The organism is Proteus terrae (assembly GCF_003144325.1).
GTDB lineage: Bacteria > Pseudomonadota > Gammaproteobacteria > Enterobacterales > Enterobacteriaceae > Proteus > Proteus terrae.
The window spans coordinates 72,795-85,518 of record NZ_PENS01000007.1; the positions used below are offsets into that span (position 1 = coordinate 72,795).

Sequence of the window (12,724 nt, forward strand, 5' to 3'; positions counted from 1 at the left end):
TACTCTTATTTATTGTCATTAGTCAAAATTGTTAAAATAACTTGTCAATCACCCATCTCTAGTCAAAAATAATATTTAACTTGAGTAAGAATAAAGGGACTTACTATGCCGATAGGCTATTTTTTACGAGTTGGCGATAAAACAACCTGTGGTGGTCAGATTTTAACGGGTGATGATACCTTTCAATTTTATGGTAGATCAGCTGCACGTCAAGGTGACATAGTAACCTATGGTAAACACTCAGGAACATATAACATACTGGGTGGAATTAGCAATGTATGGGGTAGTGGTCGAATGATGGCGGGAACTTTGGATAGCTTTAGCTCCTGCCCATGTAAGGCTAGATTAATAAATCTCCATCACAGATTGCTACAGTAAAGAAGATGAACCGATGTCTCGCGTATATAATCTTGTAGCACAAGATAAACCTATAGCTCCACAACAACACTTTAATAGTTCGCAATCTACATATAATGGGTATGCTATAGGAGTGTGCGATAGAGCTGATGAGCAGCTATCGGATGGAGTCTACGTTTGGACTGAAAGAGTAGAGGCTGGACACTCTTATATTTCAATTCACAAAGATAACCAAGATAACCATATTCATGTTTTTACTTATGGTCGATTCGGGCATACAGGTACTGCTGGCGTCGCTGGCGATGGTATTCTTATATATTTACAAGGTGAGGATGCTAGAAATTATTTTAGGCATGAGCTGTACAAAATGAATGCTCGTGTTTTTTCAATAAACGATGCAGATGTTGAAAAAACATATCAACATTTCTATTCATTATGGATAAATGGCACAAAACCAACATGGCTACCCCAAAATGCGGGGGAAGCAACAAAAAACTACGGTCATGTAATCGACGTCTATGACTTAAGTTCAAGCAATTGTACAACCCATACAGTCCATGGATTGAAGGCTGGGGGATCAAAAATATTCAATAGCAGTTATACCCCAACTAGAACCCAATATCCCATAGAAAGAGAAGAATCTTTTGTTATCCCTTTATCGCTAGAAGATTACTTGGATAGTAAAAAACACGATTTTTCTTCACTGACTATTATTAAAATGACCGGCGTGTTTAAAGAAAAATATCCTAATATTAATAGCGGAAAACCCACTGAAAAAGGGGTTAAGCAATCTGGCTATGAAGCAGGAACCCAAAGCTTATCAACCGTAGGCTCGTCTGGTATTTCATCTGAAGGATCCGGAGGTATTTTTGGTAGCACGTTTGATGCAGAGGCCCCTGATGAAAGCTAAAAGTATAGTAAAGTGGGCCTTAACGGTATTTATTATAATTACGAATTATTTAATTCTTTTTTTATTAAATATGGGATATGCGGTTACTAAAAAATACCAACTTGATCAACCTTGGTCAGACCAACTAACGCCCCAAGGGCTACAAGAAATTGCAGATATGTTAACTCAATCAAATGAATTGATTTCTACTTTTGCAATGCTGAGCTTTCCCACTAGTCTATTGCTAATAGTCATTATTCATAAGGTCTTAAAGTAGCATTTAAGTGCAACATATCACGCTACGGGATCCGGTTTTAGCTCTGTTACCTCAGTAGTGTATCAGGGCTTCGCTCAATATCAGGCAGGATTATCTAACAACCATCTGCTTTTAGAAGTGTACACCGATAAACACTGGTGCACACTTATAGTTAAACCATTCACAATAAAATTTATTAAAAATATCAGTTATTTAACTACTATATTTATATAGAAGTGAACAGTATAAACAGTTATATAAAAGTATTTAAAACCTAATTACGCATCTAGATAATCAGCCCACCATTGCAACATAAGCCAGTGCTCATCTAAATGATGTGATGTGTGCAAATAAGCCACTTTAACATTATTTCTTTCCAAATGGCTAAGCTGTCTCTCGATAACGTCATCCGTCCAAAGCCCAGCCCCTCCCATAACGCCATGAGCCATTGTTCTAAAACCAGGTCCATAAACTTCTGTTTTCATGTCATAGCACATCACACGTAATGCATTGTTTACCGTGTTTTCACTCATTGGTTTTCTAGGATTATGATCACCGATAAAGATCAGGTCATGATTACAGCTGAATTGATAGAATTATTTTAAGAGCTCAATGGATTATCTGCTTAAAATCACTAAATGAAGAGTACGCATTTTTGATCCGCGATGAGAGTATTTAAACTCCTTTTATCATTTCACGTTCAGCAGGATATGCCTTGATTACGTTTACTACAGAGTTTCCAACCGTTAAAAATAGTTTCATAGAAAGAATGGAGATTGGTTATAAGTAACTATTGGTTCTTAAAACCATTTAATGGCCTTTTGAATTTAACCTAGTAATAATCAATGAATAATGTATTAATAGTTTTATGATTTACTATAGGCAATAGTTATATTAAGTGAATGACGAGATAAGTAAAAATCACTATGTGTACTCAAAAAACGCTACAACATAAAGTTTCTAATATCTCAATATGGCGTAAAGGCGATCAAAGAGCTCCTCATAAACCATTATTACTCCTCTTAACACTTTCCGAGTACCGAAAAGGACATGATCGACTATTTAATTATGGAAATGAGATTCATCAACAGCTATTAGAACTACTTGTTAACTTTGGCCCATCTCGCCGAGAACATTACCCTAATATGCCCTTTTGGCGATTAGCGCGTGATGGATTTTGGGATTTAGAGTCGCATGAAGAATGGCCCTTACAAAAAAATAATAAACAACCATCAAAAAATGAGCTCATCAAGCAAAATGTGTTAGGTGGATTTAATCAAGAAAGTTATCAACTCCTTCTGCATAAACCAAGTCTAATCGATAAATTGGCACAACAAATTTTAAGTGAGCACTTTCCTGAAAATGTTCAAGATATCATAGCTAATCGCCTCGATTTCCCTCTACAAGAAATTCGCAAAAACCGTAACCCAGCCTTTAGAAAAAATATTCTTCGAGCCTACAATTATCAATGCGCTATATGTGGCTATAATCTACGTTATGATAGTGCTGTCGTTGGCTTAGAAGCAGCTCATATTAAATGGAAACAGTTTGGGGGGCCATGTACTACGGATAATGGAATTGCATTGTGTGCATTACACCATTCTGCATTTGATATGGGAGCTATCAGTATTGATGATAGTATGAAATTACTCGTTTCTAATGGAGTTAATGGCAGCCAAATGGTAGAGCAACTATTTTGGCAGTTTGCAAATAAACTAATATACTTGCCTAAAAACCCCTTAGAATATCCCAATGATACATTTATCAATTGGCATCAAGAACAGGTCTTTAAACAATAAATATGTATTATGTAGATAATCCATCATTCATATTTCAAGTTTTAAATTCAATTAAGATTGTAGTCTTAAAAAGCCGATAAATATAAGATCAGCGATATTAATATGAGTAAACTGATACGGTAACCACAAACATAAAGATCACTATGCTTCAGCAAAAATACAATGTGTGTCAACATAATAATTGAAATAAACTGCACTACTATAAATTATAGTTTGGTTATAATGTGATATTAAGAGGTCATCATGCTAGCTTTTCGTAATACGTTGCTTTTCCTTTTCTCTACGGGATTACTTTCTCCCATTGCTCTCGCCGATAACTATACTGTGACAGTTTTTCAATGTGTCAATAAAAGCCAAAAAAGTTAATATTAGTCTTGTAAATGGAGAATATGTCTATCAGTTTGGTAAGCTCAATCAAGGACCTGACATAACCCTCACGAAAAAACCTGATCAATTAGAGGGACGCTATTTAACTCCGAAAGGAGACAATGGTACAGCCCAAATATATGAAATGGATTTTCGAAATGGTAATTATACTTACACCATTTCCTCTTCTTATTTTGATTCAAAACACGAAGCACAAGTAGATGTGTACCAAAAAGATAAATTAATCACTACGATAAATTGCTTACCTAATACTGTTGTCGATAATCTTAGAGAGCATATTTTTGATTTGCCAAATAGCAATTAGCTTTTTGTAGAGACGTTCAGGTATTATTTCACCATCACTTGCACAAGCTGAATGTCTTTACCAGACTAGCCATTTATCGGGATAATGTGTTATCCCCCATTAAAAATAGCCATTAATTGATGGTGACAAATATATACTTTCCGAATATTGACAGCACACCAGCTATCCTTTCGGTGTGCTTATACCACTTAATTTATACCTGAATTATTATCCGATTAAGCTGATATCCATCTCTATGCTGAAGCATTTTCTACTCAACAAGTACGTGTAGATTAGAGATCACTCATTTGTCAAAAAAACGATGAACCTTTTTAACCCATTCAATAACCTATTAAATATCCTAAATTATGTCCTAAACTAATGTGGCTGTACTAGTATGATTTGATGTTGAGTTTTCAGTTTGATTAGCCCTAATACAAGTCGACAACTTTTCAGGCATAAAACGCTCGGCGAACTTCATTGGGCATTTTATAATTTAATGATAAGTGCGGTCGTTTTTCATTATAGAGCTAGATTGATTCTTCTATTAAATTTCTTGCTTGTTCCTGATTACTTGGTTTTATCAGTAAATTGTCCACTTCCCCTAAAATAAGACAGCTATAATTAGATTTTCTGCCTAAAATTTGCAGAGGTCATGATGAAAAAAGCCCGTTTTACTGAAACTCAAATCGTTAATATTTTAAAACTTGCTGATTCTGGCATGAAAGTGGAAGATATTTGCCGCCAAAATGGGATCAGTAACGCCACTTATTATAATTGAAAATCAAAGTATGGTGGCATGGAAGCTAATGATGTTAAACGATTAAAAGAACTTGAAGATGAGAACGCGAAACTGAAAAAGCTCTTTGCCGAAGTTAGCCTTGAAAACCATGCAATGAAGGAGCTTTTCACAAAAAAGGGTTGGTAGTGGCTGAAAAGAAATCCTGCACTCAATCATTAAAAGAGGCGGGCTTATCAGTCATTAAAGCGTGTAAACTCACATCGCTACCTCGCGCTTCGTTTTATCGGAAGACTCAAAATTGGCGAGAGAAAGATAAAATCGTCATCGATGCCATACAATCCGTTTTAACGAAATCGCCACAATCAGGATTCTGGAAATGTTATTTCCGACTGAGATTTCAAGGCTATCCTTTTAATCATAAACGAGTTTATCGCGTTTATTGTCGATTAGGATTGAATCTGAAACGACGGGTTAAAAAAGTACTTCCGAAGCGTGAAAAAAGACCATTAGTGATTGAAAAAGTCCCAAATATTCAATGGGCATTGGATTTTATGCACGACAGTTTATATTGCGGCAAACGCTTTAGAACCCTCAACATTATTGATGAAGGAACGCGTGAATGCTTGGCGATTGAGATTGATACATCATTGCCTGCGGAACGCCTCATCAGGGTGCTTGAGCGTTTAAAAGCTGAAAGAGGGTTACCAAAGCAGATCCGAGTCGATAATGGGCCTGAACTTATTTCAGTTAACTTATTGAATTACTGTGAAGATAACCAAATATCGCTATGCCATATTCAACCGGGAAAACCGCAACAAAATGGGTTTATCGAACGTTTTAATGTCTCGTTTCGACGTGAATTTTTAAATGCATATTTATTTGAATCGTTAAGCCAAGTGCGAGAATTAGCATGGTTTTGGCAGCAAGATTATAACCAAAATCGAACTCACGAAAGTTTAAATCACCTCCCACCGGAGGCCTATCGTCAACAGTTAGAAAACTCTAATTTGGTGTGTCTCAATTAAAGGGGAGTGGACACTTCTGCAAGTGAAATATCAGGATAAACACTCAGCGCTAACAATTTGAACCGTTGGTACAACTATTATCGAATCGAGAGGTACCAAAACACTTATACCAATAACATGCAACAGCAGGTACTTGATGTGAGTTAATTTTAGTATAGAGAGGAAGACTAAGTGGAAGGGAAATACCCCGCAAACCATAAATTTCAGGCATAAAAAAAGACGCTTTTAGCGTCTGATTTTTGGTGCGAAGGCCGGACTCGCAAACAAAGACTAACAACATGAAATTTAAATAATATATTTTTAGTGTTTATTTTTATACCCGTAAATGTACCCAGTTAACTCATCTAATAAACGAATAAGGATGAGAGACACTATTAGCCAAACTGGCATACAAAAAATTAATTACCTCTAACATAAATTGCTATTAGCTCTACTACTTCAACTTGATATTTAGCCAAATAGGCGATTTATACACCACATCAGAATTACTATTCTCTTTGTATAAGATCATTTATTTCCATTTCTAATTGACGCAAGGATAAAAGCATTTCTTCACGCTCTTTATATAACTCATCAAAATCTATCACAACGCGCTTTTCATCTTTTCTTACATATCGAGGTACGTTCAAGTTATAGTCATTTTCACTGCATATTTCATCTATATTAGCTAGATAGGAAAAATTATCAATCTCAGTTCTATTTATATAACACTTTGATATTTTTTTAATAACATCGCTAGTTATCGTGTTGCTCCTTCTTCCTATTTTCCCCAAGTCAGTGGCATCAATAAATATAATATCAGAGTTCTTTTTATTTTTTTTAAAAATCAGAATGGCAGTTGGAATACTTGTCCCTGAAAGCAGTTTATCTGGAAGCCCTATTACTGCATCTAATAAATTTTGTTCTACTAGATTTTTCCTTATAATTAGTTCCTGCCCTCCACGAAATAGTACTCCGAGGGGGACTAAAACAGCGGCTCTTCCTGTTGTATCTTTTAATGTAGAAATTATATGTAAAATAAATGCATAATCACCTTTAGCTTGAGGAGGCAGCCCTAACTTAAAACGTTCATACACATCTAATAATAAATCACTATCCTTCCAACCTTTAAAATTAAATGGCGGATTAGAAGCAACAACGTCAAACTTCATTAAATTATTATCAGATTCTATAAATTTAGGATTAGATATAACATCTCCCCATTCTATTCGGCTAGTTAACTCATTATGTAAAAACATATTTATTTTCGCAATAGCCCAACTAGATCTATTAATTTCCTGACCAAATAATTCATAGTTACTTGATTTATAAGACTCTTGTATTTTCTCCCCTAAAGTGATTAAAAGTGAGCCTGAACCACAGGTAGGGTCACATATTTTTTCCCTTGGCTTAGGTTGTAGCAGTTCTGCAATTAATAAAGATATACATTTAGGCGTAGAAATATCTAAATTTCTTCTTGAAAAGTCGGATGAGAACTTCTCAAAAAGAAAGTCACAAGCCAATCTTATCTTATGACTATTATCATAACTAAAGCTCATTTCTGGTTGTGAAAATATAGTGAGCAACTCATAGAGAATTGAACCTCTTTCTAATTCCCCACCCAAATATATAGAATCAAATTGTATAGACTCAAATAAGCCTTCATCACTATGTTTATTAACTGAGTTAATAGCCTTCTCAATCAATTTTAATGAGTTATCTATTTCTTTACCCAGATCCAGTGTTGAATATGTATTTTTATTATAAATATGATAAAAACTCGCTTCATCTGGGATTTTAGAAATAACATCTCTCATTAAAAAATTATTTCCAGCACAGTTCTCTTTTAAGTCTGAGACATATTTCAATAATAGTATCGAAAATATATAATCCTGATAAGTAGAATTTCCAATTTTTTCTTTTAAAAAATCACAAGCATACCAAAGAGATTTTTTAAACATTGTCATTTGAAGCATATTTTTATTTCCTTTCATTAATGATGTTTTGACAAATACCATCAAATAAAACATCACCATTTTGTATCAATGTATTGTAAATTTTTTTCTGTTTGTTCCAATTTTTATTTATTTTACTAATCTTAATTTGCTCTGCAATTCTTGGAAGTATTATATTTATCTTAGATAGCATTTTTAAACTAATCTTACTAATACTAGTACCTTCACTTATACTTCGAATATATTGGCTTCCAGACGTTGAGTTTATATACCAATGCAAATAATGTGGCACTATAAAATGTTCATTGCATCTGATGACAGCTATTTGGTTAGATGTAATAATTGGTTTGTCTTTTATATCATCTATAATTCCAGCTGAAAAAACAGGACCTCGTAAACGCAGCACAATATCATTGGGGTAAAGATAATGCTTCTCTGTATTACCCTCAGGCATAACAGGAGTTAAAGATTCAAAATTCAAGATCCCATTTGGTTCAATATCTTTAGTCTGAATAAGATAACAAGAACCTTGTTCCTCTCCAACATCTTGTATCGCTGATTTAAACGGCATGCCTAAACGAATCTCGGCAATACTATCTAATGTCATAATTCTATCCATAAAATCAGTTAGAGGGATTACTCCCCCTTTCCTCCAAAAGTTTTAAACACAATCGAGTGTTTCAAATTAGTATCTCCTATGTGTAAATCTAAATCCATTTGCAACGAAAAAATAGGAAGCGTAGACATCAAAATGGAGATGCACATTCCTCCAATTTTCTTTTTCATTGACTTTCTAGGTAGAGACTGGGTATCATTATCTTTCATTTGATTAAAGCCTTATAGTAATTAGTTTGGTTAAAGTATAAGAATAATCAACCGTTGCACTTGCTGATTATTTATCACATCATCGAAGTAGTAGCGCCCTACTACACACCGATGATGTGACTATAACAGGATTAGGTCTTGATATGCAATAGTAGCTGCGTACTATTTACAGAGTAATTTTCAAGTTATTCTCTATCCTAAAGCTAACCACTTGATTTAATTGGCTATTTAATAAAATTTCTATCATGTATGATTTATCCATTCCGATAAATTAATTATTAAAGCTCAAAGTAATAATAATTTAAGTCTTTTAACAAAGAATTTTTTAATACAAAAACAACAAAAAATAAATTAGTAATAAGTTGATTTTAAATATCCTGTTACTTTATACAGTGTATCCTCCTTAAAAATATTCACACATCTTTTCTGTCATCACCCACAATGCCTTATTCAATTTGATATCCCCATCAATACCATTCACAGAACGAGTGCGAGCTCGTTTACCTTTAGCGTTCCTTCCCAATAATCCTCCCTTGATTAAATTCTCCTGCAAGCGTTGGTATACCGTCCACAGATCATCTTTCTTGTCTTCCCAGCGACGTGGCTGTAATACTTGTTCTTCCGTAATAGGCTGATGTTCCTCACCAAAGCGATATATCAACGCCGCTTGTGCCAAAGCTTGCTGTGCTGGTGGCGGTAACAATAATGACTGCATCTGTTCACGTTTTTCAGCTACCGTATCAAACGTTTCCAGTACTTCATAAGCCCCTTCAATCACCTTGCTTACCACATCACCTTTGTGAGGCACTCGCACTTCACCAAAGGTATCACCGCAAACCAAACCATTCTGACATACTGCTCTAAATAAGCCCGGTAACATTTGATAACTGCTTGAGCCATCATGACTATTTAAGAGAATAATTTCAGGCACTTGTATTCCTGTAATTTGGTCATGACGACGTAGGCGTAACATGTGCTTAGTATGCTCTCGACGGCTGGCATCACGTACACGGGATTGACAGGCAAAGAAAGGATAAAAACCTTCTTTTTGAAGGCTATCGAGTAAGGTAATGGTTGGGATGTAAGTATATCGGTCACTTCTGGATTCATGTTTTTCTTCAGAGAAAACACTCGGTACAGTACGGAATAATTCTTCAATAGTTAACGGGCGGTCACGACGGATCACATTCGCCGCACCAAAGCGAGAGGCTAAACGAGTCATAGGAATTCCTTTAAAATTAATTAAATAAGATAAGTTAAAATAGAAGAGTAAATTTAGAGGGAATTAATCGATTAAATGAAAGATGGCAGAACTTTCAGGATGTTGAATAGCGTAGTCACGAAGTTGGTAGAAATGCTCAACCAATAACTCACTTTCTGTCCTAAATGACCATTGGCTATACAGCATCAAGCAAACAGCTACTCCAGCCGCTTCAGGGCTTAGTACCGCTTCATTGCCATTGTGCATATTGAACAGCGTTAATGTTTCATGATCCAAGTCAGGATAAATAAATACGCCACCGTTGGGTAAGGTGCAGTATTCCCAATAGCCGCCTGTGTACTCATCACAGAACTGCCCCATAATAGTAAATATTACTACTTCAAACGTGGCGAAGCCTTTAACAGTGCCAAAGTGGCTTTGCCAAAAATCTAACCTTTCTGATAGCGCAACTCTATTGGCTTGAATATGTTCAGAGCTATCATTAAATAACATTGTTGAGTTCATCATATATTTCCTTCAAATAAAGATAAATAAGCTTGTCGGTTACCCGACAAGCTTATTCATTGAAATAGAAAAGAGTTAAATCTAGGAATGAGTATGTGAAAATAAATACATCAGATTGGTAGATGAGTTATGAGCGAATATCTCTCCACTCTTTTGAACAAGACACACTTGAGCCTTTCACTATGCATTGACTAAACAACACATTACCGACATAAGGTTGAGACTTAAGCGCCCTACCATTTCGTTTGATAATGACTGTTTTGTACTTGTATCATAAATATCAAGGCCACAAAGATAATTATGAGAGTCATACTACCCGCAGGAATTAACAGCTCTAATCTCCCCTATACGATAGTAAGTTCTTTCCTCCCCACTACAACTTTTATAGAGAACTATAATCCCAAATACGGAAAACAATATTATTAAGGTTTTTGAATACTCTTTTAATTTATTTAGTACATTTGAAAACACCATAGTTATATTCCATTAATTAATATAAAGAAAAATAGATATTAATAATCAATACATTTCATTGTTCGTTGAAAACTATCGAAATAAGGTAATCCTTGAATAAAATTATCTTCCTGTGATAACTGACAGATATCTTGTCGTCGACAACTCATTATTTCTGTAATGTGAACAGTTTGGATCTTATCCAAAGGAATAACGACTAATCTCAGTACAATGCACGCAATGAGATACCAATGGGCACCTTGAAGAACTAGCCGATAAGGTGTGAGTTGTAGCCATTCGCTATCTGTCTGCTGGATACGAATATCAACGGTTGACGTAATCGCAGCAATAATGCAATAAAAACATTCAGCGTTGGTGGGGTGAGTCTCAATGGAAGTATGCCAAGCTAAGCAAGGGTAATGAATATCACTATTAGGCAGGTGATTTACCGCCTTACGTGTTAACCCCAGAAAATAACGAGATAGTCCTACTTTTTGTAGAAAAGTAAAAATATCGGGTGGGCGCCAAGCTATTAAACGTCCAGATAAACGATATCCCTCTTTATCTGAAACTAAATCAATATGAGATAATCGCTGATTAAAATCTCGTTGAAGAGTTCTTTCTGACACACCAAATTCATCAGAGAGTGCTTTTAGAGATAATGTTTCTCCCGTTAATAACCGACTAATGATTAGTGATAACCGCATAGCTAAGCGGTCATGGCGAGCTTCATTTCTCTGCCTATCCCTCATCTCCTGTGCCATATCAAACAAGCCTCAGTATAAGAAAGGCATCAGACAAGTTATGTCGTAATTTAAAATTAAATGAAAAGATTTTTCAGAAATTAAAATTGCTAATATATTGATTTATAATTATATTAAATCTATTCACTTCAAATTTTTTAAGAACGACACACCCTGTCGAGTCACATTGAACGATATATGTACAAAACATACTATTTGAAGGAAATTTGCTTTATTTTAATAACGCTAAAATAACCATCGCCATAATGAAGTTACAGCATCAACTAAGATGTCTTTTGTTTTCACTAATACGGTTTTTAATAACGTTGATAATGAAAGTTCAAGAATTAATGAATCAACAGTTTCTGTAACACTTTGGCTAAAATTCTGTCGAGCAATATATTCAACAGACTCAGTTCGATATTCCCGTTGCAGCTGACTAACGACACTGCTACTAGCGTGTGAAGGTAATGCTGATATCAATACTTCAGCAAACAAATTCAATTGATAAGATTCTTTCGCTGAAATAGCAATAACAGGATGGAGAGGTGAAAAAATACGCTGAACAATGGCAACTTTCTGTTGCAGATTCTGATATTGCATAGCTGAAGGTTTACAATGCTTTGTATCCCATTCTCGACAAGGTTCAATTTTGTCTGCTTGATTTAAAACAAAAAGAAACTGTGTTTTATCATAACCACATTGCTCTGTTAGAAATCGATACGTAATTTCATCAGATAACCATGCTCGTTCATCTGCCCTCAATACCCAAATAATCAAATCAAGTCTAGGTAACAGTTGTTTATATTGAACCTGATAAACCTCATCGCTTGCGATACTTTCACCAATACCCGGTAAATCTACGAAAGTTAATGTTCGTGTGCTTAACTGCATTTCAAAATATTTAGCTTCATGTGTACCACTGTGAATATCACTCACTGGGGAAATATTGGCTTGAAATAAAGCATTACATAGACTGGATTTACCGACACCTGTTTTACCCATTAAACCAATGATAGGAGAATAGTGAATTAGGGTATTTAATTTACTTTCTATATAAGCGTGTAGATATGAGAGGGATTGAGGAAGTACTTTAGTTAATGTGGTAGAAATAAGGTTTGATGTTGACATAAATTAATTATCTCCTTGTGTAATAACAAAGAGATAATATAGATTTCATTTTATATGAAATTTAAATTTATCGTATAAATATTAAATTCTCTTCAATTTTTCTACACTTACTACAATGTTATCTGAATTTAATTCTACCAACATGTTATCTTTATATTTACTCTTAATATATTC

At 34.8% G+C, this 12,724-nt stretch carries 11 protein-coding genes and 2 pseudogenes; 6 read left to right on the forward strand and 7 right to left on the reverse strand.

Annotated features, from left to right (window positions below; translation table 11 throughout):
• The first annotated feature begins 105 nt into the window (after positions 1–105).
• From DK857_RS19345 to DK857_RS08045, 3 genes are read left to right on the forward strand one after another with little or no spacing between them, the layout of a single operon-like run.
• A complete protein-coding gene (locus DK857_RS19345; RefSeq protein WP_227003139.1) occupies positions 106–378 on the forward strand; it encodes a PAAR domain-containing protein in 273 nt (90 codons plus the stop codon).
• Between the two features lie 13 nt (positions 379–391).
• Positions 392–1,267 carry a hypothetical protein gene (locus DK857_RS19225; RefSeq protein WP_167394833.1) on the forward strand — a complete coding sequence of 292 codons (876 nt, stop codon included), beginning with the start codon at positions 392–394 and terminating at the stop codon, positions 1,265–1,267.
• Entirely contained in the window at positions 1,257–1,523 is a 267-nt protein-coding gene (locus tag DK857_RS08045) for a hypothetical protein (RefSeq protein WP_109401944.1), read from the forward strand. Before DK857_RS19225 ends, DK857_RS08045 begins: the two co-directional genes overlap by 11 nt.
• 257 nt (positions 1,524–1,780) lie before the next feature.
• Here DK857_RS08045 and DK857_RS08050 read toward each other — a convergent pair.
• A pseudogene (locus DK857_RS08050) lies at positions 1,781–2,213 on the reverse strand (tyrosine-type recombinase/integrase); the annotation flags it as partial.
• Positions 2,214–2,428: 215 nt separating this feature from the next.
• On the opposite strand from DK857_RS08050, the gene DK857_RS08055 reads away from it, so the two are divergent.
• The 3 genes and pseudogenes from DK857_RS08055 (at position 2,429) to DK857_RS08065 (ending at position 5,738) form a co-directional block, all read left to right on the forward strand.
• On the forward strand, positions 2,429–3,301 hold the full coding sequence (locus DK857_RS08055) for a phosphorothioated DNA-binding restriction endonuclease (RefSeq protein ID WP_109401945.1): 873 nt from the start codon (positions 2,429–2,431) through the stop codon (positions 3,299–3,301).
• Between the two features lie 340 nt (positions 3,302–3,641).
• Positions 3,642–3,992 carry a hypothetical protein gene (locus tag DK857_RS08060; RefSeq protein ID WP_227003140.1) on the forward strand — a complete coding sequence of 117 codons (351 nt, stop codon included), beginning with the start codon at positions 3,642–3,644 and terminating at the stop codon, positions 3,990–3,992.
• Between the two features lie 637 nt (positions 3,993–4,629).
• Positions 4,630–5,738: pseudogene (locus DK857_RS08065) on the forward strand (IS3 family transposase).
• A gap of 488 nt (positions 5,739–6,226) precedes the next feature.
• On the opposite strand, the gene DK857_RS08070 reads toward DK857_RS08065, so the two are convergent.
• From DK857_RS08070 to DK857_RS08100, 6 genes are all read right to left on the reverse strand, one after another.
• Positions 6,227–7,735 (reverse strand): N-6 DNA methylase, encoded by a 1,509-nt coding sequence (locus DK857_RS08070; RefSeq protein WP_227003142.1) that lies wholly within the window; start codon positions 7,733–7,735, stop codon positions 6,227–6,229.
• Positions 7,698–8,279: a restriction endonuclease subunit S gene (locus tag DK857_RS08075; protein WP_227003141.1), complete on the reverse strand. Its 582-nt coding sequence runs from the start codon at positions 8,277–8,279 to the stop codon at positions 7,698–7,700. The genes DK857_RS08070 and DK857_RS08075 overlap by 38 nt, the downstream gene beginning before the upstream one ends.
• 621 nt (positions 8,280–8,900) lie before the next feature.
• The gene (locus tag DK857_RS08085) at positions 8,901–9,719 is read right to left on the reverse strand and encodes a DUF932 domain-containing protein (protein ID WP_109401948.1); all 819 of its coding nucleotides are present in this window, start codon (positions 9,717–9,719) and stop codon (positions 8,901–8,903) included.
• A 63-nt stretch (positions 9,720–9,782) separates the two neighbouring features.
• Positions 9,783–10,211: an antirestriction protein gene (locus DK857_RS08090; protein WP_227003143.1), complete on the reverse strand. Its 429-nt coding sequence runs from the start codon at positions 10,209–10,211 to the stop codon at positions 9,783–9,785.
• Between the two features lie 524 nt (positions 10,212–10,735).
• Complete coding sequence (locus DK857_RS08095) at positions 10,736–11,440, reverse strand: helix-turn-helix transcriptional regulator (protein ID WP_109401950.1); 705 nt, start codon at positions 11,438–11,440, stop codon at positions 10,736–10,738.
• A 225-nt stretch (positions 11,441–11,665) separates the two neighbouring features.
• Complete coding sequence (locus DK857_RS08100) at positions 11,666–12,550, reverse strand: GTPase family protein (protein ID WP_109401951.1); 885 nt, start codon at positions 12,548–12,550, stop codon at positions 11,666–11,668.
• Positions 12,551–12,724: the final 174 nt, after the last annotated feature.

Excerpts from the sequence above, each read along its gene's own strand:
- DK857_RS19345 (WP_227003139.1), top strand. The coding sequence starts at position 106 with ATGCCGATAGGCTATTTTTTACGAGTTGGCGATAAAACAACCTGTGGT.
- DK857_RS19225 (WP_167394833.1), top strand. The coding sequence starts at position 392 with ATGTCTCGCGTATATAATCTTGTAGCACAAGATAAACCTATAGCTCCA.
- DK857_RS08045 (WP_109401944.1), top strand. The coding sequence starts at position 1,257 with ATGAAAGCTAAAAGTATAGTAAAGTGGGCCTTAACGGTATTTATTATA.
- DK857_RS08055 (WP_109401945.1), top strand. The coding sequence starts at position 2,429 with ATGTGTACTCAAAAAACGCTACAACATAAAGTTTCTAATATCTCAATA.
- DK857_RS08070 (WP_227003142.1), bottom strand. The coding sequence starts at position 7,735 with ATGGTATTTGTCAAAACATCATTAATGAAAGGAAATAAAAATATGCTT.
- DK857_RS08075 (WP_227003141.1), bottom strand. The coding sequence starts at position 8,279 with ATGACATTAGATAGTATTGCCGAGATTCGTTTAGGCATGCCGTTTAAA.
- DK857_RS08085 (WP_109401948.1), bottom strand. The coding sequence starts at position 9,719 with ATGACTCGTTTAGCCTCTCGCTTTGGTGCGGCGAATGTGATCCGTCGT.
- DK857_RS08090 (WP_227003143.1), bottom strand. The coding sequence starts at position 10,211 with ATGTTATTTAATGATAGCTCTGAACATATTCAAGCCAATAGAGTTGCG.
- DK857_RS08095 (WP_109401950.1), bottom strand. The coding sequence starts at position 11,440 with ATGGCACAGGAGATGAGGGATAGGCAGAGAAATGAAGCTCGCCATGAC.
- DK857_RS08100 (WP_109401951.1), bottom strand. The coding sequence starts at position 12,550 with ATGTCAACATCAAACCTTATTTCTACCACATTAACTAAAGTACTTCCT.